The sequence below is a fragment of the Deltaproteobacteria bacterium genome (assembly GCA_019912665.1).
In the GTDB taxonomy this organism is placed as follows: Bacteria; Desulfobacterota; GWC2-55-46; order GWC2-55-46; family GWC2-55-46; genus UBA5799.
The window spans coordinates 51,996-75,332 of sequence record JAIOIE010000020.1 but is presented as its reverse complement, the minus strand read 5'-3'; the positions used below and the strand labels follow the sequence as shown (position 1 = coordinate 75,332).

Sequence of the window (23,337 nt, the reverse complement as noted above, 5' to 3'; positions counted from 1 at the left end):
GCTGGAGCTGACATAAGGCAACTTTTTAAAATTAGGGATTTTTCCCGCTTTTCCCGGAAGGGCGGGAATAAAAGCGGAGCATATATGTGAATATGTGAGCATTTTTATTCACGTAACCTACGCAGAGTCCGGGGAAAAGATCAATTTTCAGAGGTTGTCATGAACAAAAGCCTCGCAAGAAAGCTTATCGAGTCCCGCATGGTGTCAGGCAAATGGTCGCCTGGCTCGGAGATAGCCATAAGAATAGACCAGACGCTTACGCAGGACGCGACCGGCACGCTCGTCTATCTGGAATTCGAGTCCCTCGGCCTCGACTCGGTGCAGACCGAGCTCTCCGCGAGCTACGTGGACCATAACATCCTCCAGACCGACTTCAGGAACGCCGACGACCACAGGTTTCTAATGACGGCTGCAATGAGGTATGGCGTCTACTTCTCGCCGCCGGGGAACGGCGTTTCGCATCCCGTGCACATGGAGCGCTTCGGAGCGCCCGGTAAGACCCTCCTCGGGGCCGACAGCCACACCTGCACGGCAGGGGCGCTCGGCATGCTTGCCATAGGCGCGGGCGGCCTTGATGTCGCGCTAGCCATGGCAGGGGAGCCTTTCCATATGAAGGTCCCGAGGGTCATGGGGGTAAAGCTTACGAGAAAGCTCAAGCCCTGGGTCTCGGCCAAGGACATAATACTCGAGATGCTCCGCCGCCACACCGTGAAGGGCGGGGTCGGAAAGATTATCGAGTACTGGGGGCCGGGGGTAAAGACCCTTACAGCTACAGACAGGGCGACCATCGCCAACATGGGGGCCGAGCTCGGCGCGACGGCTACCGTATTCCCTTCCGACGCCATGACCAGGGACTTCCTTGAGCGCCACGGGAGGGTGGGCCAGTGGATTCCTCTCGAAGCCGACCCCAATGCCGAGTACGACGAGACCGACGAAATAGACCTCTCGCTGCTTGAGCCCCTTATCGCCTGCCCGAGCTCGCCGGACAATGTAAGAAAGGTCTCGGAGGTCGAGGGCACTCCCGTTGCCCAGGTCATAGTCGGCTCATCGGTAAACTTCTCCTTCAAGGACATGATGGTCGTAAGCAAGGCCGTGAGGGGGAGGACAGCCTACCCTGGACTGAGCTTCGAGATAAACCCTGGGAGCAGGACGGTACTGGAGAATATCGAGCGGGCTGGCGGCTCGGAGCTACTCGCCCACGCTGGCGCAAGGGTACACCAGTCAGGGTGCCTCGGCTGCATAGGCATGGGCCAGGCCCCTCCCACAAAGGCCGCATCTGTCCGGACCTTTCCGAGAAACTTCAAGGGCCGTAGCGGCACCGAAGACGACTATATCTACCTTTCAAGCCCGGAGACGGCCGTGGCCGCCGCCATCTCGGGCAGGATAACCGACCCCAGGAAGCTCGGCCCATACCCGAGGGTCATCGAGCCGAAGAGGTACCGCTACAACGATTCCATAATACTCAAGCCCCTCCCGCCCGAGGAACGGGCCAGGGTGGAGGTAGTGAGGGGGCCTAATATCGTCCCTTTCCCTCTTTTCGATCCTCTCCCCGAATCATATGAGGCCAGGGTGCTAATAAAGCTCGGCGACAACGTCTCTACCGACGATATCCTTCCGGCAGGGAACAGGGTGCTTCCCTTCAGGTCCAACATACCTAAGATAAGCGAATTCACCCTCGAAAGGATAGACAGGCAGTTCAGCGGGAGGTGCAGGGAGAGCGGAGGCGGCATCATAGCGGCCGGGGAGAACTATGGGCAGGGCTCATCGAGGGAGCACGCGGCCATAGCCCCGCGGTATCTCGGAATAAGGATAAAGGCCGCCAAGAGCTTCGCGCGCATACACAGGGCGAACCTCATAAACTTCGGCGTGCTGCCGCTCGTCTTCGCGGACCCGTCCGATTACCGGGCCTTCGAAGAGGGACAGACGCTCGCCTTTACGGACCTCCGCAAGGCTGTCGAGGCCTCCGACGAGATAGTGGGCGTAGCAAAGGAAAGCGGCAGGGGTTTCAGGTTCCTCTTGAACTTGAGCCGGCGGGAGCGTGAAAGCATCCTCGAAGGCGGGCTCCTTAACCGCATACGGAAAGAGCGGGGGCTTAAGCGCGCCATAGGACAGGAGGCCGCGTCAAGGGAGAAATAAAAGAAAGGCTCCCTCAAAGAGGAAGCCTTTCTTTTATAACGCATTACCTCTTAAGGGAGCACCGGGACGTCGACCCTGGGCATCTCTCCCGTAAGTGACTTGAGGAACTCGGTTATCAAGGCCGCCTCCTTGTCGGTAGCCTGGACTCCGAGCATCTCCCTGCTCATTATCTTCACGGCGTCCGAAAGAGAGGCGACCGAGCCGTTATTGAAGTAGGGGTATGTGAGGGCGACGTTACGGAGCGTCTGCACCCTGAACTTGTACTTGTCATCCTCGTTGCCGGTCACCTCGAACCTGCCCAGGTCCGTTGAGCCAGGCACCTGTATCCTGAAGAAGCCGCCGTTCGTGAAGTTGGGCCCGTTGTGGCATGCGGTGCAACCCTTGTTCCTGAAAAGCTCCCACCCCTTTTTTGCGTCCGCGCTTATCGCGCCCTCGTCACCCATGAGGAACCTGTCAAAGGGCGAGTTGGTGGTTATGAGCGTCCTTTCGAACGCGGCCATTGCCTTGGCCGTGTTCTCCGGCGTTACCGGGTCCTTGCCGCCGAAGACCTGCTTGAACCTTTCCGCGTAGGCAGGGATCGCCTTGAGCTTCCCTACCATGTTCTCGAGGGTCTCGTTCATCTCTACCGCGGCCTGCACAGGCCCGAGCGCCTGCTCCTCAAGAGTTGCGGCCCTGCCGTCCCAGAACTGGGAAGCAAGGAAGGCCGAGTTAAGGACCGTAGGGGTGTTCCTCGGCCCGGCCTGGTGCTTGTGGCCGAGGGCGAGCGGCAGCCTGTCGGTAAAAGCGAAGGCCGGGTTGTGGCATGAGGCGCAGCTTACCGCGCCGGTGGACGAAAGCCTCGGGTCGAAAAAGAGCATCTTCCCGAGCTCGACCTTCTCGGGGGTCATCGTGTTGTCCGCCGGTATGGGCGGGACCGCCGGCAATAGCTCTGTTGCATACCCCTTTGCCGAGAGCGCGAAAAAGAGGGCAAAGGCGGTCAGTATAGTTCTTTTCATGGGTACTCCCTCTGTCTATTTTCAGGGGAATATATCGTAAAGCACGGAGGGTGTCAAAGGCAGTGCGTCAAAGCCCGGTATTCTCTCTAATCCCTGAGATAAGCCGTTCGAATTCCGCGCTGCCGCTTCCGGCTACGAGCCTGATGCCGTCCTTTCCCCTGCCCACGCCGAGCTCAACGGCCCTCATTATCTGCCTCTGCTCCCAGACGGGTTTTGAAGTGACCGGCTCCCACCTGCCGAAAGACCTTATGAGCCCTAGCCCGGCTATGTCCGCCGCGACCCGGTCTCCGCTCGCGATTATGAGGCGAGTATCTGCCGGGGTGCCCTGCCAGGGGCCGCCCTCTATCATGGAGACGGTCCCGTCGACTATGTTGAGCTCCGGGACGTATGCCGCGTTGAACTCTGAAATAAGCTCCTCCCAATGAGAGGGTCCGATGAGATACGGGCGCTGCCTCAAATGCGTGCAGCCGATGAAGTTCTTGAGTGCTATGGAGTAGCTAGCGGACCTGTGCGTCTTTATTACCGGCAGGTTTATTATGATGTCCGGCCTGTAGATCCACTCGGTCACGTAGGCCTCGGTCAAATGCCTTGTGCCTTCGAGAGGAACCGTGTACCACTCGAAGTCCTCGAATATTATTGCCTCGGCGCCATTGTCGGACGCAGCCTCCAATATCCCGTTCCGGTTCATGTTCCGCCTGGTGGATATTGTCCTCAAGGCGGACATGTCGCCAACATAGACCTTTTTGGCCCCGCGCCTCGAAACCGCCCTTGCGACCGCTCCGACCACCTCGGGATTGGTCGTTGCCGGGTTCGCCTCGCCTGAAACGACATTGGGCTTCAAGAGGACGGTTTTTCCGGAAAGGCCGAGCCTATCGAAACCGCCGATGAGATCGACGGCATTCTCGACCATTTCGTCGACGGTCTTTCCGGTTGCGGCCGATACGAGGGACACGCCGCCCTCGGCAAAGGCGTTCTCCCGGAGTCTCGGTTCCCTTCGCGTCTTCGGCCTTGAGAAGACCTCGGCCATGACGGGCATCTCCCCCCAGAGGAGGAGCGCACCCGAAGCTGCCATGGCCTTGAGGGCCGTTCGCCTTGTATGGGATTGAGAGTCCATGCGATTCCTTAGTACAAGCGTAATAACCTTGTTAAAGCCTGATTAATTCGCAAACCTTGTCATTCTGAGCGGAGCGAAAAATATCGTATTAAAGAAAAAACATAATCACCAGATCCTTCGGTCGCTTATGCTCCCTCAGAGGACAGAAAACGCAATTAATCAGACCTTCCTTTAGTATAGCAGGCGGGAACCGGCGCGAGCGGCAAGAATCCTATTCAAGGGCCTTCTTAAGGGACGGAAAATCATCCACGATGATGTCGCAGCCGGCGCTTGTAAGCTCTCCCCTCCCTCTGAAGCCGTAGGAGACGCCGACGGTATAGGCGCCAGCTGCCTTCCCCGCCTCGCAGTCCACTGGGCTGTCGCCGACCACGGCGGTCCTTTCGGGCCTGCAGGATAACTCCCGGATGGCCTTTTCAATGGGCTCGGGGTGGGGTTTCTTGTTGGGGAGCGAGTCGCCGCCGAGTATGACCGGGAAGAACCTTTTGAGGCCGAAGGTCTCGATTATCCTGTCGGCAAGGCCTGCGGGCTTGTTGGTCACCACGGCCATCTTCTTTTTGGCGTCGCGGAAATGATTGATGGTATCCTCCACCCCGGGATAGAGGCTTGTCTTGAATACGAGGTGTCCGCCGTAGAAATCGAGGAATTTAAGACGCGCCTCGGCTATCCTCTCCTCGCTCTCGCCGGGCATTAGCTTCTGAAGGAGCGGTTTTACGCCCCATCCGATGTGGCCGATTATCTTCTCCGGCTCCATCTCCCTGTGCCCCATGGCCGCAAGCGTCCTGTTCGCCGACCAGGCGATGTCCTCGCTCGAATCTATGAGTGTGCCGTCAAGGTCAAAAATAATGAGGTCCGTTTCCATATTCCCCTTCTTATCGATGATTTCGGGGTGCAGTATAGCATAACGAGGAGCCGCTGTGAATACGCGCAAGTTCCCCTTTCCACCCCGGCTTACGCCTTTACATTCCGGGCGGCGTCTGGTAATATCGTTAGCCGCCTCAGGGCAAATATATATGATAAGAAAGCCAGTTGTTGCAGGAAGGTTCTATCCCGGCGAAGAGGACGCCCTCCGGGCTGCCCTCGAAAAGCACTTAAGCCACAGCCCGGTAGAAGACGCAAAGGCGATAATAGCGCCCCACGCGGGGTACATGTACTCAGGTGAGGTGGCCGGTAGCGTCTACGCGAGAGTGCGGGTCCCTGAAAGGGTCTTTCTCATAGGGCCCAATCACACAGGGCTCGGGAAAAGGGTGTCGGTCTGGCGCGAGGGCGAGTGGGATACGCCGCTCGGAAGCCTTAAGATAGACGAAGTAGCCGCTTCCATGCTGATAGGCGGCTCAAAACTCTTTTCAGCCGATACGGAGGCGCACCTTTTCGAGCACTCGCTCGAGGTCCAGCTCCCTTTCATACTGGCTCGTAATCCAGTTGCCCGAATCGTTCCGGTAACCATATTGAGGGCGGACGAGAAAGATTGCCTTGAGTTAGGCAGAGCTTTGGCAAGGACCATATCCGGGCTCGAGGGCGACTCTCTCATAATAGCGAGCACGGACATGAGCCACTACGAGCAGGACGGCATCGCAAGGCAGAAGGACCGCCTCGCGATCGACAGTATACTGGCCCTTGACGCGGCAGGCCTCCTTGAGGTTACATCCAAAGAGGATATCAGCATGTGCGGGGCCGTCCCTGCGGCCATCGCCATAGTGGCGGCAAGGGAACTCGGAGCGACCAAGACGGCTCTCGCCAAGTACGCGACCTCGGGAGAGGTGAACGGCGACCTGGGCCAGGTAGTCGGGTATGCCGGGATAATCATCTGCTGATGAGCGTTCGTTTTTATTACAGGTTTGTTCTAACAGCTTCAGGGTGCCTCTAAAAATCAGCTATTTTTCACGAGGTCGAGGCAGGGTGGAAGTAAAAATCGCAGCATATATGTCAATATGTGAGCATTTTTACTTCCGCCCTAACGAAGAGATCGGGGGAAAGAGCTATTTTTAGAGGGCACCCTTATCAGGAGGAACCGCTTTGAGCGTAAGGACAAGATTCGCCCCAAGCCCCACCGGATACCTTCACATCGGCGGGGCAAGGACAGCTCTCTTCAATCTGCTCTACGCGAGGCGACATAAGGGGAAGTTCGTCCTTCGGATAGAGGATACCGACGTCGCCCGCTCCACCAAGGAGTCCATCCAGGCCATTCTCGACGGCATGGAATGGCTCGGTCTTAACTGGGACGAAGGCCCCTTTTTCCAGAGCAAGAGGTTCGACGAGTACAGGAAACGGGCAGAGGATCTACTGGCCAAGGGGCATCTTTACCGCTGCTACTGCACGCCCGAGGAGCTCGAATCAAGAAGGGAGGCCGCCATGAAGGCCGGCCGCCCGCCCATGTACGACGGCAGATGCAGGGAAAGGACCGACCAGCCCGACCTGCCCTTTGCCCTGAGATTCAGGGTTCCTCCTGGAGTGACCTCGTTCAAGGATGAGATAAAAGGCGTCATCTCTTTCGAGAACTCGACCATCGAGGACCTTGTCGTTCTCCGTAGCGACTCTACCCCCACATACAACTTCTGCGTGGTCGTGGACGACGCGGAAATGGCCATGACCCATGTCATACGCGGGGACGACCACATAAACAACACCCCCAAGCAGATACTCCTTTACCGCGCCCTCGGGTACGAGGTCCCGGTATTCGCGCATCTTCCCATGATTTTAGGGTCGGATAAGACCAGGCTTTCCAAGCGCCACGGCGCTACTTCCGTGATGGCTTATAAAGAGATGGGATACCTGCCTCATGCCCTGGTCAACTACCTCGCGAGGCTCGGCTGGTCGCACGGCGACCAGGAGATATTCTCGCTCGAAGAGCTTGTCGATAAATTCTCTCTTGAGAGCGTCGGGAAGTCCTCGGGGGTCTTCAACCCGGAAAAGCTACTCTGGCTCAACCAGCATTACATAAAATCCTCACCCCCCGAGGAGCTTGCGCCTCTTATGCTCCCCTTCTGGAAGGAACTCGGGGTAGACGCCTCGGGCGACACGAGGCTCCCCGCCATAATAAAGACCCTGCAGGAGCGGGCAAGGACCTTGAAGGAGATGGCGGAAGGCTCGCTATTCTACTTCAGGGGGGTGGTCGATTACGACCCCAAGGCAAGGGAGAAGTTCCTTACCCCTGAGAGCGCGGAGCTTTTCGATGATCTTCTTAAGCGCCTCTCAGCCCTCCCCTCGTTCACGGAAAAGGAGCTTGAGGCGGCCTTCAATTCGCTACTCGAAACTCGGGGCCTTAAGCTGGGAAAACTTGCCCAGCCCGTAAGGGTGGCCCTCACCGGCGGGACCGTGAGCCCGGGAATCTTCGAGACCTTGAGCGCCATGGGCAGGGACCTTGCGATAAAGCGGCTAAAGGACGCGGCAGCAGTCGCAAGGAGCCCTCATGATGCTCAGGGCAACTAACCGTTTTCCCTTATAAGACTTTTATTTTCTTGACTTATTCAGCCGTTCTTGGCTAAATGTTTTATTGCGGTTTGTACCTTTTGCAACTCCCGCAAGAGAGCACTCACGACACCGGAAACGGAGAGTAAATTGGGACTCTTCAAAAAAGTCTTGGTCGCCAACAGGGGCGAAATAGCCACCAGGGTCATAAGGGCCTGCAAGGAGCTCGGGATAGCCACTGTGGCCATCTACTCCGAGGAGGACTCGACCTCCCTCTATGTCAAAAAGGCGGACGAGTCGTACATGGTGGGCCCCGGCCCGATCCAGGGCTATCTGAACATACACAGGCTGGTGGACCTTGCGACAAAGGTCGGCGTGGACGCCATCCATCCGGGCTACGGCTTTCTTTCGGAGAACCCGAGGTTCCCCCAGCTCTGCACGAAAAAGGGCATCACCTTCATCGGCCCCTCCAGCAAGACCATCGCCGAGATGGGCGACAAGGTCATGGCCAGGAAGATGATGCTGAAGGCCGGGGTGCCCATACTCCCCGGAACCGAGGACTCGATAAAGGACGTCGACGAGGCGATAGCGTTCGCAAATAAGATAGGCTACCCGATAATGGTCAAGGCCTCGGGCGGAGGCGGCGGCAGGGGCTTGAGGGTCGCCCGGACCGAAAAGGAGCTCGTTGACTCCATCACCACCGCGAAGAAGGAATCCGCAGCCGCGTTCGGTGTTTCCGAGGTATTCCTTGAGAAGTTCCTTGAGAAGCCGCACCACATAGAGTTCCAGATAATGGCGGACAACCACGGCAATATCGTCCACATGGGCGAAAGGGACTGCTCCATACAGAGGCGGCACCAGAAGCTCGTGGAGATAACCCCCTCCCTCATCCTGGACGAGGACTTGAGGAGGCGCATGGGCGAGGCCGCGGTAAAGGCAGCCAGGGCCGCGGATTACACCAACGCCGGTACGGTCGAGTTCCTTGTCGATAATGATAGGAACTTCTATTTCCTGGAGATGAATACAAGGATCCAGGTCGAGCACCCCATTACCGAGGAGGTAACGGGCATAGACCTCGTAAAGAAGCAGATAGAGATAGCCGCAGGCATGCCTCTCGGCTTTACCCAGGAGGACGTAAGGATAAACGGCTTCGCGATGGAATGCCGCATCTGCGCCGAGGACCCGAAGAACAACTTCCTCCCGTCCTTCGGAAAAGTGACTTCCTACTACTCTCCGGGCGGCATAGGCGTCCGCATAGACGGGGCTATCTACAAGGATTTTATCATACCCAACTGCTACGACTCGCTGGTAACAAAGCTCGTGGTGCGCGGCACCACCTGGGACGAGACCGTAAGGCGCATGCACCGCTGCCTCGAAGAGTTCGTCATAAGGGGCGTAAAGACCACCATCCCGTTCCTCCAGAAGATAATGGAGGACGAGGATTTCAGGCTTGGCAAGTTCGACACTGGCTTCATAGACAGAAAGCCGGAGCTCATGGAATATGACGAGTACGGCGAGCCCACGGACCTGGTCGCGGCGATAGCCGCGGCAATAGCGGCCCACCACGGGCTATAAAAGACGGAGGCGCCTCAAGATGGCTGACAAGACCGCAACCGCCGCTTCCAGGGCGGATTTCAAGATCAAGCCGAGGACCGACAAAAAGACGTGGATAACTGACACGATCCTCAGGGACTCCCACCAGTCCCTCCTCGCCACCAGGATGAGGACCGCGGACATGATGGAGGTCGCCTCCATGCTGGACAGGGTCGGTTACTGGTCGCTCGAGGCCTGGGGCGGCGCGACATTCGACGCGTGCCTCCGCTTCCTCAAGGAAGACCCCTGGGAGAGGCTCAAGCTCCTCCGGAAGGCCATCCCGAACACCAGACTCCAGATGCTGCTGCGCGGCCAGAACCTTGTGGGCTACAGGCACTATTCCGACGACGTCGTAAAGAAGTTCGTCGAGCGTGCCGCGAGGAACGGGATAGACGTATTCAGGATCTTCGACGCCCTGAACGACATGAGGAACATCGAGGTCGCGGTCCGCGCCGCCAAGGAAGCGAAGGCCATAGTGGAAGCGACCATCTGCTACACCACGAGCCCGGTGCACACTCACGAGGGGTTCGTGGAGCTGGCATTGAAGCTCGTAAAGATGGGCGCGGACACCATCTGCATAAAGGACATGGCCGGGCTCCTTACGCCAGTTGCCGCCTTTGACCTCGTTACAAAGATGAGGGCCAGGGTAAACATCCCCATACACATACACTCGCACGATTCCTCGGGCCTCGCATCCATGAGCTATCTGAAGGCCATAGAGGCCGGGGCCGATATAGTCGATACCGCGATATCGTCGCTGGCCTCAGGGACCTCGCAGCCCCCGACCGAGAGCATGGTAGCTGCGCTTAACAGCTCGCCCTATTCCACCGGCCTCGACCTGGGGCTTTTGGCCGAGATAGCCGACAGGTTCAGGGACGTCCGGAGGAAGTACAAGAAGTTCGAGAGCGAGTACACGGCCATAAATCCCAAGACGCTCGTGGTGCAGATACCGGGCGGCATGATATCGAACCTCGCGAACCAGCTTAGAGAGCAGAACGCACTCGATAAGATGGACGCTGTCTTCGAGGAGATACCAAAGGTAAGGAAGGACATGGGGTATCCGCCTCTCGTCACGCCGACGAGCCAGGTAGTTGGCACGCAGGCGACCCTCAACGTCCTCATGGGCGAGCGCTATAAGGTTATAACAAGCGAGACCAGGAACTACTTCAAGGGCCTCTACGGGAACCCTCCCGGCCCCATAGACGAGACCGCGAGGAAGCTCGCCATAAGCGACGAGAAGCCCATTACCTGCAGGCCGGCGGACCTCCTCGAGCCGGAGCTCGACAAGGTCATAAGGGACATAGACGGGAAGGCCAAGTCCATAGAGGACGTGCTCTCCTACGCCCTCTTCCCCATGGTAGCGCTCGAGTTCTTCGAGCAGAGGGACAACGGGAAGCTCGAGCCCGAGCCGCTCGAAGAGGAGTTTCAGCCCGCGGCGGACGCGGGGCATACGGCCCCTCACCTCGCGCCGAGCGAGTTCAACGTCACGGTCCACGGCGAGAACTACAAGATAAAGGTCGCCGGGGCCGGGCACAGGGTCGAGGGCAAGCGGCCGTTTTTCATCTCGATAGACGGCAAGCTCGAAGAGGTCATGATAGAGTCCCTCACCGAGGTCATACCCACGACCGCAGGCGAGATAGAGCGCTCTTCCATAACACAGTCCATCAGGCCAAAGGCCAGGAAGGAAGGGGATGTCACTACTCCCATCCCCGGCAAGGTCACGTCAATAAAAGTAAGCGTCGGGAGCAAGGTCTCGGAGGGAGACACCGTTCTCACGGTCGAGGCCATGAAGATGGAGAACGAGGTGCACACCCCCATAAGCGGAATCGTGAAAAAGGTACTCGTAAAGATAGGCGATTCGGTCAACCCGGATGAGACCCTCATGGAGGTCGAGAAGGAATAGGGGCCGGGATTTCATTTCGGCCGCTACGAAGACTGGACAGTCGAAAGAGGCGGGGCGGGTTTTCCGCCCGCCTCTTTTTTTGTTAAAATCGAGGCAGGCATATACCGATGGAAATAGTGAAGGTCCTCTCAATAGTATTCCCGGTCTTCAGCATCATAGGCCTGGGATACCTTTTCGCGAGCTTCAGGAAGATAAGCCTCGAGCCCATAATAGACGTCCTTTTGTACCTGACCATCCCGGCCCTGGTCGTATCCTCTCTTTCGCATAAGAAACTCGTCATTGCCGACCTTGCGGTCGTCTCGCTCTCTGCGCTCGTCGTGGTTTTGGGCACTGGCGTGCTCGCGTTCCTGTACCTGAAGGCCATAAAGAGAGAGGACCTCCGGGGCTTTTACCTCCCTGCCATGTTCATGAACTCGGGGAACATGTCCTTCCCGCTCGCGCTCCTGGCCTTCGGGCCCGAGGGGCTTTCGGTGGCCATACTCTACTACATAGCCATCAGCATACTCGTCTATTCTCTGGGAATATATATTGCAAAGGGCAAGGGCGGGCTCTCGGAAATGTTCAGGCTCCCGCTAATCTACTCGGCGGTCCTGGCCATAGCCCTTAATGTCGCGGAAGTGAGAATGCCCGAGCCGCTCTTAACTACCTTCGACATGCTCGGCGCGGCGACCATACCCATAATGCAGGTGGCCCTCGGATACCGGCTCTACTCGGCCAGGCTCGCCTATCCCGGGATATCGCTTGCCGGGACGGCGATAAGGATAGGAGGCGGGGTTGCCGTGGCGTGGGGTGTCGTAAGCCTATTCGGCATAGAGGGGCTTAATCAGCAGATCATACTCCTGTCATCCGGGATGCCGGCCGCTGTCATAAACTTCGTAGTAAGCCACAGGTACCAGGTGAATAGCGACCTAGTGGCGTCCACAGTCGCCCTTTCGACCCTCGTTAGTGTCTTTACGACGCCGGTTCTGCTCCTCTGGATAATGTAGCGGCTGCTCAAAAAGCCCAATCTGCTGCGTCGTCTTCAAAATTCGTCACTGCGGCGTACAATAAAAGTACGGTCTCATTCTCATTTTTCGACTCCTTGCATCTTGAGAAGCCGATGTGGTTTGAATTTCCAATCGTTAATCAAACGTATCCATACATCCTGTATAGCGCTATCCCCAGATACTCCCACATGACCTCGCGCGTGAGGGCCAGCCTGTCTATCGCAGAGGTGCGATAAGGTGTATTGTCCTCGACCGGAGCGGAGATATAGATAAGCCCGAGCTTTTGAGCGACGAGTGAAGCCCTCCTCATGTGCGTCGGCGAGGTGACTATCATGACCGTCTTGAGCCCGTTATCCTCCATGTAGGCCTTTACGAACCTCAGGTTCTCGTAGGTGTTTAACGAGCCCTGATCGACTGCCATGTCTTCAGTCGGTATGCCGAATTCGCGGGCTATCGCGCCCATGATGGAGGCCTCGGGCAGGGGCTCTGCCGGGCGCGCGCCGAGGACGGTATTCCCTAGCTTCCCAAAAGCGCCATGCACCATGCCGCCTGTAAAGACTATCTTTTTGGCATGGCCACGCTTATAGAGGAGGACCCCTTTTATGAGCCTTTCATTGGATGCCGATCCAAGGGCGCCGTTCGGGTAAGCGCCTCCGCCAAGGACGGCTATAAGGCCGGCCTCATTGAGTACGGGCCCGTTTACGATGAGCGGCCTTGCAAGCATGTTAGGGATGGGTGTGAACATGGTCGCAAGGAGGAAGGCGGCAGAAAGGAGAAACAGTATCTTGGCTGACTTTTTTACCCTTTTCACATCAAACACCGGAGCTAAGGATAGGGCCTCAGGACATCAGGGCGTCTCTAAAAAATAGCCTGTAACAGCGCCATTGTCCAGCATTTTAAGCCCTTACCGCCATTTCTGGCCGCACAGTAAATCCGTTCAGGAACACTGAACCTTTTCTCTTTTTTTTAAATCAAACGGTCCGCCGGGGTTTACAAAAAAACGCCCCTGTGATATTATTTCCTAAGAAAACTCAAGCACTTACAAAAGAGGAAGGAACTCATGGAATCACAGGAAAAACCCAGTGTCGCATTCTTCTCGTTCACTTGCTGTGAGGGCTGCCAGCTCATGGTCCTGAGCTGCGAAAAGGAGCTGCCGGATATCCTTAAGCACATAAAGATAGTCAACTTCAGGGAGGCCATGACCGAGAAGTCCGACGATTACGACATCGCCTTTGTCGAGGGCTCCATAAGCAGGCGCGACGAGATAAGGAAAATAAAAAAGATAAGGAAGCAGGCCAAGGTGGTCGTGGCGCTCGGAGCCTGCTCGTCCACAGGCGGGCTCAACTGCCTCAAGAACCGCTATCCAATGGAGGAGGTGAAGGAAGCTGTCTACGGCAAGAAGGCGGCTGAGAGCTATAAGCTAATCGACACCATCCCCGCAAGGCCCATAGACGAAGTCGTGCCGGTAGACTACTACCTCCACGGCTGCCCCATTTCGAAGAAAGAGTTTCTCTCCTTTCTTACGGCCCTCCTCATGGGCAAGAAGCCCGACATCGTAAACCACCCAGTATGCGTGGACTGCAAGATGGCCGGGAATATCTGCGTCTTCGAGAAGGGCGGCCACTGCCTGGGCCCGGTCTCAAGGGGCGGCTGCGACTCCATATGCGTAACCTACGGCACATGGTGCTGGGGATGCAGGGGGCCGGTCGACAACCCCAATACGGATTCGCACAGGGAGACGCTCGAAAGGTACGGGCTTACGGCCGAAGCGGTCGCGAAGAAGTTCGCGCTCTACGGCGAGTGCGGGTCAGGTCGAAAGTGCTGACAGCGAAACCCAATCAATTCAAGGAAAGCAATAGATGAAAAGAGATCTCAATATAAAGGTACACGAGATAACCAGGGTCGAGGGGCACGGCAACATCGTCATCGACGTGAAGAAGGGCGTCATAAAGGAGCTTAAGCTCGAGATAATCGAGTCGCCAAGGTTCTTCGAGATGATGCTCCGCGGAAGGCGCTATGACGAGGCCCAGCACATAATGGCCCGCATATGCGGCATCTGCGCCGTAAGCCACACCTCGGCCTCGCTTCGCGCCATAGAGGACGCCATGGACATAAGGATATCCAGTCAGGCATCCCTTTTAAGAAAGCTCGCCTTCGACGGCGAGATGCTCCAGAGCCACATACTCCACATATTCTTCCTCGTGCTTCCGGACCTCGCGGGGGTCGGCTCGATAGTGCCTCTCCTCGCTTCTCATCCGGAGATGGCGAAGACCGGGCTTGAGCTTAAGAGGCTCGCCAACGAGATATGCGAGACGGTCGGGGGCCGCCACATACACCCCATTTCCCTCTTCCCGGGCGGGGTCGTCTTCACGCCGAAGCCGGCGGACCTTAAGAAGCTCAAGAGGGAGCTTGAGGCCTCTTTCTCCGGCCTCGAGGCTGCGCTCGAATTCCTGGCGAACGCGAAACTCCCGGATTTTTCACTCGAGCGGGAATTCATTTCTCTTAAATCAAAAGGCGAGTACGCCTTCTACTCCGGTGAGCCTGTTTCAAGCCTCGGCAACGAGATAGACCCCAAATGTTTCACCGACGAGGTAAAAGAGTACGTTGTCGAGCACTCGAGCGCAAAGCACGCGCGCTCGTCCAAAGGCACTTACATGGTCGGGGCCCTTGCGAGAATCAATAACAATCGTCGCCAGCTAGGCCCAAGGGCCAAAGACGCGCTCAAGGCCTCGGGCATGAAGCTCCCCTGCCACAACCCCTTCATGAACAACATGGCGCAGCTTATCGAGTGCTTCCATGCAACCGAAGAGGCCATAGGCTTCATAGACGAGCTTCTGGAGCTCGGGCCGAAACCGGAGCCGCTCGCAAAGCCTGAGGGATACGGCAGGGGCGTCGGCATCGTCGAGGCGCCCAGGGGCACGCTCTACCACGAGTACGAGATAAACAGGGACGGCCTGATCGAGAGCTCGGTCTGCATAATCCCCACCGCGCAGAACCTGCGCTCCATTGAGGACGACCTCCGTGCCTTTGTGCCTACAGTGCTTGACAGGCCCAAGGCAGAGATAACCAAAGGCGTAGAGACCCTGGTCAGGGCTTACGACCCGTGCATATCCTGCTCTGCCCATATAATGGACGTAAGTTTCCTGGACTAAAAGCAAGCCGCACTTCGGTGCCGGCCCAAAGCTGGCCGGCACCGTATCCGCCCCCCCATTTCTCACACCCAAGCCATTGATTTGCCTACGTTTTACAGCCCTACTCGGACTTGACAGTCTTTCGGGAAAGGACTATATTTAAATTAGGCCTAGTTGTGACAGGTGAGATAAGGCGGTTTAAGGCGGGAGGTGATATTATGGCAGATCTGAGGAAATGGGAGCCCTTAAGGGAGCTTGCGAACATCCAGAAGGACATGGACGACCTCTTCACTAGGTTCTTCGGCGGGTTTACGCCCAGGGGCCTTTTCAGGAGGGAATTCAGGGGCGAATGGTATCCCCTCGTTGACAGCTACATGAAGGACAACACGTTTGTAGTCCGCGCCGATATCCCCGGAGTGGACCCCAAGGATGTCGACATCTCGGTCACCGGCAACGTCCTTACGATCAAGGGCGAGAGGAAGGCCGAAGTTGAGGAGAAGAAAGAGGGCTACCTCTTCCATGAGACCACGTTCGGCTCCTTCGAGAGGTCGATCACGCTTCCCGAAGGCGTAGAGACCGCGAAGATCCACGCTGGCTACAGGAACGGCGTCATCGAGATAACGATGCCCGCGAAGGCAGAGGCCCTTCCGAGAAAGGTCAAGATAGAGGTCGAGGAAGGCAAGAAAGCCGCTTAAAAAACAAGTTCACCAAAAGCCGCCCTATCTCATAAAAAAAGACCCGGGCCAGCGGTCCGGGTCTCGTATTTTTACCTTCTCAAAACCAGCTTACCAGTTCTCCTCCAGCAGCTCAAAGTGCGCCTGCGGGTGGTCGCATGCGGGGCACTTGGACGGCGCGCCGGGGGATTCGTGTATGTAGCCGCAGTTCCGGCACCTCCACTTTACGGATGAATCGCGCTTGAAGATGCGGCCTTTCTCGATATTTTCAAGAAGGCCCAGGTAGCGCTTCTCGTGCTGCTTCTCGGCGACTGCTATGGCCCTGAAAACCGACGCTACTAGAGGGAAGCCCTCTTCCAGGGCAGTCTTGGCGAACTCCGGGTACATTACCTCATGCTCGTGGTTCTCGCCCTCTGCGGCCGCCTTGAGGTTGGCCGCTGTTTCGCCTATCACGCCAGCCGGGAAGACGGCAATGACCTCCACGTCCCCGCCTTCAAGGAACTTGAAAAGCCTCTTCGCGTGCTCCTTTTCGTTGTCGGCGGTCTCGGTAAAGAGCCATGATATCTGCTCATACCCTTCCTTCTTCGCCTGCGATGCGAAGTAAGTGTACCTGTTACGGGCCTGCGATTCCCCCGAGAAGGCCGCGAGCAGGTTCTTTTCGGTCTTCGTACCCTTTATGCTCTTCATCCACACACCTCAAAATTAGTTTTTTTGAACCCACATTATACTTGAGGCTGCCTCTAAAAATCAGTATCTTTTTTCTGAAGTCAAGCAAGGGCGGAAATAAAAAGCGGTGCATATATGCAAATATGTGAATGTGAGCATTTTTATTTCCGCCCTGACACATAGGTCAGGAAAAAGAGCTATTTTAAGAGGCGGCCCTGAAAACGCAGTCCGTCCGAAGCCTTATTATTTGCCAGGGCAATCCCTCTTGTGATATTTTATATGACGAACCCGGAATGTTCGGGAGTGCGCCGCGCCTGGTCAGGCTGAATCATTCAGGGCAGGAACCAACAGGCTGCTCTCTTGAGCCTTTCAAGAATAAACGGGGGTGCTTTTGTGCTCGACAGCCTTCTTCATGAGACATTTTTCGGAAACACCGTCCTCACTTACATCGTCGTGGCGGGCGCAATCCTCCTCGGCCTCGTTATCGTAAAGATAGGAACCGCCGTTACAAGGAAGGCCCTTCACAACATCGTTTCGAGGACGGATTCCAGGCTCGACGACTTTCTGATAAATGTGCTCCACAGGAATATCACTCCGCTCCTCTATTACGGCGTATTCTATATCGCCACCCGGAGCCTTGCGCTCCCTGCCGCAGTTTCCAGATCGCTTGAAGTACTAGGCATTATACTCCTCACCTTCCTGAGTATCCGCCTTATAGGCTCGGTCATCGTCCACGCGTTTGAGGCCTTCTGGCTTAAAGACCTCGACCCTGAAAAACAGCGAAGCTTCAAAGGGATAATACCGGCGCTTAAGGTCGTCGTATGGGGCATCGGCATCGTCTTTCTCCTCGACAACCTCGGTTTCGAAATCTCGGCCGTCATAGCCGGACTCGGCATCGGAGGCATAGCCGTGGCCCTGGCCGCGCAGTCGGTCCTCGGAGACCTCTTCAGCTATTTCTCCATACTCATGGACCGCCCCTTCGAGACCGGCGACTTCATCGTGCTCGGACCGGACCACCTCGGCACCGTCGAGCACATAGGGATAAAGACGACGCGGATAAGAAGCCTGAGCGGCGAGCAGATAATACTCTCGAACTCGGACCTCACCAACTCGCGCATAAGGAACTTCAAGAGGATGGAAAGGAGGAGGATCCTTTTCAAGATCGGGGTCACGTACCAGACCCCGCCGGAGAAGCTCAAGGCCATACCCGGGGTCATAAGGGATATCGTCAACGGCACCGATTGCGCCGTCTTCGACAGGTCGCATTTTTCGAGCTACGGGGACTTCAGCCTGAACTTCGAGACCGTATACTTCGTTCAATCGAGCGACTTCAACAAATATATGGATATACATCAGGCCATTAACCTGTCAATATACGAAAAGTTTCAGGAGATGGGCATTGAGTTCGCGTACCCGACCCAGACCCTGTACATCGAAAAATCTAATCCCCCGGCGCAGCCGGCGTTCAGTTGATATAAAAAAAGGGCCCTTCAAGGCCCTTGCCATTCGCGTCTGTAGAACCAGGACGTCCTATGTGAATTCAGGCTCCGCCCTCCTCGATCATCTCCTTCAGTATGATCCTGTGGCAGACCGCCTCCTCCCTGCACGTGCAAAGAAGGGTGGCCTTTTTCTCTCCGCTCTCAATGACGGCTTTCTCAAGCTCATCCAGGAGCTTCTGTTTACCCTCGTCCCTGAACTCCTTTTCGAATCTTTTCCTGAACTCGTCCCATTCGAGCGCGCCCTTTTTCCAGTCCTTTATGAGTTCCGTTGAAGGCCCGAGCCCTCTTATCCAGAGGTCGGCCCTTTCTCTTTTAACGCCCCTCGGCCAGTATCTCGTGACCAGCACCCTGAGGCCGTCTGTTTCGTCCTCCTTATCGTATACGCTTTTGGTCTTCACTGAAATCTTCTTCCTCAAGAGCAGGACCTCCTGGCAGGACCGCGCCATCCGGTCCGATTTTCTCACTGTGTGGAAGGAAAAGTCAACCTTGGGGGACTGGGGAGAGGGAAGGATTTCCGGTCCGAATAAATTTTCTGTCTACGAAACGAAAGGGGCGCCCTGCCGCTTAAGCGCTGCACTTGCCGCCTGCAGGGCAGTGTGGTGTTTATTTCCCGCCGTTTCCCTTCGCGTACGCCTTCACATAGGCCGCAAGGGCCGTCATTTCCCGCGAGTTCCACCGGAGCGGCTCGCCTTTCATCGGAAAAGTCATGCAGAAGTTTATCATCTGGTCGAGCGTCAATATATCGTTCGCCATCTCGATGCGCCTGGGGTAAGGCTCGGCCCTCAAGTCCTTTCCGTCAGGATGGCATGTCGAGCAGGATACCCCGGCGGTACCGAGGCTGGTGTCTTTCCAGAGCCTGTCCGCCGTTTCCATGAGGGCATCCATGTTGTGGATCGGGTCCTCCCTTATCATCTTCGGCTCTTCGGCGGTATTCGCGTATTGGCTAACTGCGAAGACAAGGAAAAACATGCTGAGAAAGGCCAGGACATTACGGCACATGGGCATACCTCCTTGATTTTGGAAGACTACCTTCCTTTTATCTCTTTTCCTGGCCCTCATTTCCTTCCGGCTTCAGCCCCTTCCGGTCGAGGCGCGCCTTAAGCTCCTGTATCTCGTCCTCGGAATAGAACTTCCTCCCGCTTATCATGCTCGATACGAGGCCCCTTCTCTCGAAGATATCGTGCCAGGCGAGCGCGGTGAAGTGGGCCAGGACGAAGATCACTATGAATACGGCACCGGCAACGTGAAGCCCCTCGAACCATTCAGGGGGCCATGCGGCAGCGCCTTCGAGGGCGGCATGATTGTGGTTGTGCTCGTGCTCCGCGGAATGGAAAAAGAACATGGAAAGGCCTGTCGTGGCCTGAGAAAGAAAGACTATGAAGAGCAAAGTATCCCATGCCCCGGCTACCGGGTTGTGCGTAAGATAAAGCGGTGCCTTGCCCTTGAAACCGGAGAGATAGTATTTGAGGGTGGCCGAAAAGAGCGCGAACTGCTCTCTCGTATGCGGGAGGACATCCTTCCATCTCGCGGCAGGGGGGCCGCTGAAGAGGAAAACTGCCCTTGCCACGACTCCGAATGTAAAAAACGCCCCTATTGTCGCATGGACGCTCAGCACCGAGCCGAAGGCCCGGTCAGAAAGGCCCAGGTATTCGGCAAAAAAGAGGAACGCGCCGAGCGGTATGAGGATAAGCACCGAAAAGGCGTTTATCCAGTGAATGACCCTCAGTCCCCTGGGCCAGACGGCGACCTGGCGAAACCTCATTGCCTTACTACCTTAAGGCTCAAGTATCCTATACCCATAAAGAGCATCATCGCTATAAGGATTAGAGCGCCGACCGGCATTATCGCCGCTGCCGGAGGCAGCAGCCCCATTGCCGCAAGGCAGAGGGTTCCGGAACGGAGAAGAGCCCCCGCTATCATCAGGTACGAGACCGTGTTTGCGACCCATTCGACAAAAGGCAGCCTTGTGATGAGCCAGCCCGCCCCTATGTTCAACAGCGCGTCGATATTCGCCTGCACCAGCGCGGACTCGAACGCCTCTCCGGTCTCGGCAGGCCTTGAGGCGAGATACAGAACGATTGTGAGTAGGAGATACAGGAAACCGAAGGCAATGTTTCTCTTTCCCGCCATAGGATGCACCGCTCGTGTTGGGGGGTTGTAATGATTGCGCGGCCCTCCGGCGCTATGCCGAATGATAAAAGTCTATCACCAAACGCTACCCTGTCAAGAAAGCCGCCGTACCCTCAGCCAGTTCTGGATACTAACAACATCTCCTCGATCTTGCCGTTCAAGACACCAGTAATATGCGGAGCCCCGTTCACGTTTACGCGGCTGTACCTTACGCTGTTTATGAAAATGGCGCGCCCAGCGGCCGGGCCAGCGACATCGCACGTAACGGGCTTTACCGCGAACCTCTCCTGGCATGCTCCGGCCAGGTCAAGAAAAAGGCTGCCATCCTCTTTTTTCGCGTTTTCACGTGGCAAGAGAACCCCCTTTTACGGGCGGCGAGAGCCTTTTCGAGGCGTGCTATAAAACTTGCAGATGTACGGATTTACTGAGGAAAGACCGATCCCGGTGCGGACTGATACGGGTCGTATGGCTTCTTCTGTCGTTTTTTTACGGCTTGTCTATAACGCGGAGAGTCCTGATGCGGGGCTTATCCTTGACCTGAAATATTCGATTGATTTCAGGAGGCCGTCTTCGAGGCCCACGAGCGGCCGCCAGCCGAGAGACTCCTTTGCGAGCGTAATGTCGGGCCTCCTCTGGACCGGATCATCGGGCGGAAGCTCCTTGTAGACTATAGTCGAGCTGCTCGAAGTAAGCTTCTTTACCATGTTGGCGAGCTCAAGCACGGTGAACTCACCGGGGTTTCCGAGGTTCACAGGCCCTATAACGCCGTCATTCTCCATCATCTTTATGAGCCCGTCCACCAGGTCGTCAACATAGCAGAATGAGCGCGTCTGCGAGCCGTCGCCGTAGACTGTCATGTCCATGCCCCGGAGGGCCTGTACGATGAAGTTGCTTACCACCCTGCCGTCGTTCTCCAGCATCCTGGGGCCGTACGTGTTGAATATCCTGACGACGCGTATGTCCACGCCGTTCTGCCTGTGGTAGGCGAACATGAGCGATTCGGCGCACCTCTTGCCCTCGTCGTAGCAGGCCCGGAAACCTATGGGGTTCGCGTTCCCCCAGTAGCTCTCGGGCTGGGGGTGCACCTTGGGGTCGCCGTAGACCTCGGAGGTCGAGGCCTGGAGTATCCTTGCCCTCACCCTCTTGGCTAGTCCCAGCATATTGAGCGCACCCATTATATTGGTCTTTATCGTCTTTACGGGGTTGTACTGGTAGTGGACCGGCGAGGCCGGGCAGGCGAGGTTATATATCTGGTCTACCTCAAGGAGAACGGGCTCGATGACGTCGTGGCGGATGACCTCGAAACCGGGATTGTCAAGGAGGTGCGAGATGTTCTCCTTCCTGCCCGTGAAGAAGTTATCAAGGCAGATGACCTCGTTTCCGTCCCTGAGGAGCCTCTCGCAGAGGTGCGAGCCTATGAACCCGGCGCCGCCGGTAACGAGTATCCTTTTCAACGGCTTCCTCCTTATTTACGATTCCCCTGGCCGTAAAACCCCGCTATCGCGGCTACTACATTCTTCTGCTGAGGCAGCGTAAGCTCGGGATATATGGGGAGCGCAAGCACCTCTTTTGCCGCCGCCTCGGATACTGGGAAGTCGCCTCTCTTGTATCCGAGCCCCTTGAAGCACTTCTGGAGATGGAGCGGAAGCGGATAGTATATCTCGCTCCCTATGCCTGCGGCGGAAAGATGGACCCTGAGCTCGTCTCTTTTCTTGACCCTTATGACGTACTGGTTGTAGACCGAGCGGTTGCCTTCCTGGATAAACGGCGTGCTCAATACGCCCTTTATCGCCGCTCTTCCGAAAAGCCTGTCATAGCGTTCAGCGTTTTTCGCCCTTCCCCCGGCCCATGAATCGAGGTACTTGAGTTTCACCCGGAGGACCGCCGCCTGTATCTCGTCGAGCCTGCTATTGAGGCCGACTTCGTCGTGGTAGTACCGGACGCGGCTCCCGTGGACTCGTAGCATCTTAAGCCTCTCGGCGAGCTTCGCGTCGTTCGTCGTGACCATGCCGCCGTCGCCGAAGCACCCGAGGTTCTTCGTGGGGTAGAAGGAGAGGCATCCCATGTGGCCTATTGAGCCCGCCCTCTTTCCCTTGTATTCCGCGCCTATGGACTGCGCCGCGTCCTCTATGACAGCCACCCCGTGCTTCCGGGCGGCCTTCATTATCGGGTCCATGTCCGCGCACTGCCCATAGAGATGGACCGGTATAACGGCCTTTATGCCCTTCCCGCGCTTTTTAAGGAGCGCCTCGAACTTCCCGGTGTCTATATTGTAGGTCTCCGGGTCTATGTCCACAAAGACCGGGATTGCCCCGAGCCTCGCTATCGACCCGGCTGTCGCGAAGAACGTGAAAGGGGTCGTGGCGACCAGGTCGCCCGCCTTTACTCCGGCGGCCATGAGGGCCAGGAGCAACGCCTCTGTCCCGGAGGCCACGCCCACCGCGAACTTCGCGCCGCAGTACGCGGCTATTTCCGATTCAAGCCCCGAGACATGCTTCCCGAGCACGTAATGCTGAGAGTCGCAGACTGCCTTTACTTCCCGGAGCACCTCTTTTCTTATCTTACGGTACTGCGCGGCCAGATCCAACAACTGAACTTTCACGGAATACGGCTCCTCACTAAAGTATTATACTGCCCGTAAATATCCTGTCAAATGCCATTAAAAAAGCCCCCTCAGGGGCTTTAAGCTCCGGGCGGCTTTTTCCCCAGGCTTTTCCGTACCTTGTCTACTATGCCGTTTATGAAGGCCCCTGACTCCTCGGTGCCGTAGAGTTTAGCGAGCTCGACCGCCTCGTCTATGGCGACCTTATAAGGCACGTCTTCGGAGTACATGAGCTCGTAGACCGCGATCCGGAGGATATTCCTGTCCACAACGGCCATGCGCTCGACGGTCCAGTTTTCGGAATGCTTTTCGATTACGTAGTCGATCTCGTCCCGTTTCGCGGCTATGCCGCTTACGAGGGTTTCGCAGTACCGCCTTGCCTCGGTGCCCGCGACAAGGGAGTCAAACTCAAGCAGGTCCTCTCCGGCCCTGCCCTCCGAGATGTCGGTCTTATAGAGTATCTGAAGGGCGGTCTCCCGCGCCTTTCGCCTTACGCTCATCCG

General features: G+C 56.7%; 23 protein-coding genes. 10 read left to right on the top strand and 13 right to left on the bottom strand.

Annotated features, from left to right (window positions below):
• Positions 1-159: 159 nt before the first annotated feature.
• Positions 160-2,136: an aconitate hydratase gene (locus tag K8I01_09260; protein ID MBZ0220603.1), complete on the top strand. Its 1,977-nt coding sequence runs from the start codon at positions 160-162 to the stop codon at positions 2,134-2,136.
• A gap of 50 nt (positions 2,137-2,186) precedes the next feature.
• On the opposite strand, the gene K8I01_09255 is transcribed toward K8I01_09260, so the two are convergent.
• From K8I01_09255 to K8I01_09245, 3 genes are all read right to left on the bottom strand, one after another.
• The gene (locus tag K8I01_09255; GenBank protein ID MBZ0220602.1) at positions 2,187-3,131 is read right to left on the bottom strand and encodes a c-type cytochrome; all 945 of its coding nucleotides are present in this window, start codon (positions 3,129-3,131) and stop codon (positions 2,187-2,189) included.
• 67 nt (positions 3,132-3,198) lie between these two features.
• The gene (locus K8I01_09250) at positions 3,199-4,203 is read right to left on the bottom strand and encodes a DUF362 domain-containing protein (protein ID MBZ0220601.1); all 1,005 of its coding nucleotides are present in this window, start codon (positions 4,201-4,203) and stop codon (positions 3,199-3,201) included.
• 253 nt (positions 4,204-4,456) lie between these two features.
• On the bottom strand, positions 4,457-5,104 hold the full coding sequence (locus tag K8I01_09245) for an HAD-IA family hydrolase (GenBank protein ID MBZ0220600.1): 648 nt from the start codon (positions 5,102-5,104) through the stop codon (positions 4,457-4,459).
• Between the two features lie 151 nt (positions 5,105-5,255).
• Between K8I01_09245 and amrB the strand changes: the two genes are divergently transcribed.
• The 5 genes from amrB to K8I01_09220 all read left to right on the top strand — a co-directional run bounded on the left by amrB (position 5,256) and on the right by K8I01_09220 (position 12,132).
• The gene (gene amrB, locus K8I01_09240) at positions 5,256-6,056 is read left to right on the top strand and encodes an AmmeMemoRadiSam system protein B (GenBank protein MBZ0220599.1); all 801 of its coding nucleotides are present in this window, start codon (positions 5,256-5,258) and stop codon (positions 6,054-6,056) included.
• A 202-nt stretch (positions 6,057-6,258) separates the two neighbouring features.
• Complete coding sequence (gene gltX / locus K8I01_09235) at positions 6,259-7,671, top strand: glutamate--tRNA ligase (GenBank protein MBZ0220598.1); 1,413 nt, start codon at positions 6,259-6,261, stop codon at positions 7,669-7,671.
• A 129-nt stretch (positions 7,672-7,800) separates the two neighbouring features.
• Complete coding sequence (gene accC / locus K8I01_09230) at positions 7,801-9,225, top strand: acetyl-CoA carboxylase biotin carboxylase subunit (GenBank protein MBZ0220597.1); 1,425 nt, start codon at positions 7,801-7,803, stop codon at positions 9,223-9,225.
• Between the two features lie 19 nt (positions 9,226-9,244).
• Positions 9,245-11,146, top strand: coding sequence for a sodium-extruding oxaloacetate decarboxylase subunit alpha (oadA, locus tag K8I01_09225; GenBank protein MBZ0220596.1), 1,902 nt, complete (start codon positions 9,245-9,247; stop codon positions 11,144-11,146).
• A 107-nt stretch (positions 11,147-11,253) separates the two neighbouring features.
• The gene (locus tag K8I01_09220; protein MBZ0220595.1) at positions 11,254-12,132 is read left to right on the top strand and encodes an AEC family transporter; all 879 of its coding nucleotides are present in this window, start codon (positions 11,254-11,256) and stop codon (positions 12,130-12,132) included.
• Between the two features lie 139 nt (positions 12,133-12,271).
• On the opposite strand, the gene K8I01_09215 is transcribed toward K8I01_09220, so the two are convergent.
• On the bottom strand, positions 12,272-12,943 hold the full coding sequence (locus K8I01_09215) for a YdcF family protein (GenBank protein ID MBZ0220594.1): 672 nt from the start codon (positions 12,941-12,943) through the stop codon (positions 12,272-12,274).
• A 249-nt stretch (positions 12,944-13,192) separates the two neighbouring features.
• Between K8I01_09215 and K8I01_09210 the strand changes: the two genes are divergently transcribed.
• From K8I01_09210 to K8I01_09200, 3 genes are all read left to right on the top strand, one after another.
• Positions 13,193-13,957, top strand: coding sequence for an NADH:ubiquinone oxidoreductase (locus K8I01_09210; protein ID MBZ0220593.1), 765 nt, complete (start codon positions 13,193-13,195; stop codon positions 13,955-13,957).
• Positions 13,958-13,991: 34 nt separating this feature from the next.
• On the top strand, positions 13,992-15,284 hold the full coding sequence (locus K8I01_09205; protein ID MBZ0220592.1) for a Ni/Fe hydrogenase subunit alpha: 1,293 nt from the start codon (positions 13,992-13,994) through the stop codon (positions 15,282-15,284).
• A gap of 197 nt (positions 15,285-15,481) precedes the next feature.
• Positions 15,482-15,958: an Hsp20/alpha crystallin family protein gene (locus tag K8I01_09200; GenBank protein ID MBZ0220591.1), complete on the top strand. Its 477-nt coding sequence runs from the start codon at positions 15,482-15,484 to the stop codon at positions 15,956-15,958.
• A gap of 90 nt (positions 15,959-16,048) precedes the next feature.
• Here the strand turns inward: K8I01_09200 and K8I01_09195 are convergent, their stop codons facing one another.
• Complete coding sequence (locus K8I01_09195; protein MBZ0220590.1) at positions 16,049-16,624, bottom strand: rubrerythrin family protein; 576 nt, start codon at positions 16,622-16,624, stop codon at positions 16,049-16,051.
• A gap of 339 nt (positions 16,625-16,963) precedes the next feature.
• Here K8I01_09195 and K8I01_09190 point away from each other — a divergent pair, with 339 nt between their 5' ends.
• A complete protein-coding gene (locus tag K8I01_09190) occupies positions 16,964-18,076 on the top strand; it encodes a mechanosensitive ion channel family protein (protein MBZ0220589.1) in 1,113 nt (370 codons plus the stop codon).
• Between the two features lie 67 nt (positions 18,077-18,143).
• On the opposite strand, the gene K8I01_09185 is transcribed toward K8I01_09190, so the two are convergent.
• The 8 genes from K8I01_09185 to nusB form a co-directional block, all read right to left on the bottom strand.
• The gene (locus K8I01_09185) at positions 18,144-18,518 is read right to left on the bottom strand and encodes a DUF488 family protein (GenBank protein MBZ0220588.1); all 375 of its coding nucleotides are present in this window, start codon (positions 18,516-18,518) and stop codon (positions 18,144-18,146) included.
• Positions 18,519-18,705: 187 nt separating this feature from the next.
• Positions 18,706-19,101 carry a hypothetical protein gene (locus tag K8I01_09180; GenBank protein MBZ0220587.1) on the bottom strand — a complete coding sequence of 132 codons (396 nt, stop codon included), beginning with the start codon at positions 19,099-19,101 and terminating at the stop codon, positions 18,706-18,708.
• 37 nt (positions 19,102-19,138) lie between these two features.
• On the bottom strand, positions 19,139-19,864 hold the full coding sequence (locus K8I01_09175; protein MBZ0220586.1) for a cytochrome b/b6 domain-containing protein: 726 nt from the start codon (positions 19,862-19,864) through the stop codon (positions 19,139-19,141).
• Positions 19,861-20,232 carry a hypothetical protein gene (locus K8I01_09170; protein MBZ0220585.1) on the bottom strand — a complete coding sequence of 124 codons (372 nt, stop codon included), beginning with the start codon at positions 20,230-20,232 and terminating at the stop codon, positions 19,861-19,863. The genes K8I01_09175 and K8I01_09170 overlap by 4 nt, the downstream gene beginning before the upstream one ends.
• Before the next feature lie 113 nt (positions 20,233-20,345).
• Positions 20,346-20,585 carry a hypothetical protein gene (locus K8I01_09165; GenBank protein MBZ0220584.1) on the bottom strand — a complete coding sequence of 80 codons (240 nt, stop codon included), beginning with the start codon at positions 20,583-20,585 and terminating at the stop codon, positions 20,346-20,348.
• A gap of 144 nt (positions 20,586-20,729) precedes the next feature.
• Complete coding sequence (locus K8I01_09160) at positions 20,730-21,686, bottom strand: SDR family oxidoreductase (protein MBZ0220583.1); 957 nt, start codon at positions 21,684-21,686, stop codon at positions 20,730-20,732.
• A gap of 11 nt (positions 21,687-21,697) precedes the next feature.
• Positions 21,698-22,834 carry a DegT/DnrJ/EryC1/StrS family aminotransferase gene (locus K8I01_09155; GenBank protein MBZ0220582.1) on the bottom strand — a complete coding sequence of 379 codons (1,137 nt, stop codon included), beginning with the start codon at positions 22,832-22,834 and terminating at the stop codon, positions 21,698-21,700.
• A gap of 80 nt (positions 22,835-22,914) precedes the next feature.
• Positions 22,915-23,334, bottom strand: coding sequence for a transcription antitermination factor NusB (gene nusB, locus K8I01_09150; protein MBZ0220581.1), 420 nt, complete (start codon positions 23,332-23,334; stop codon positions 22,915-22,917).
• Positions 23,335-23,337: the final 3 nt, after the last annotated feature.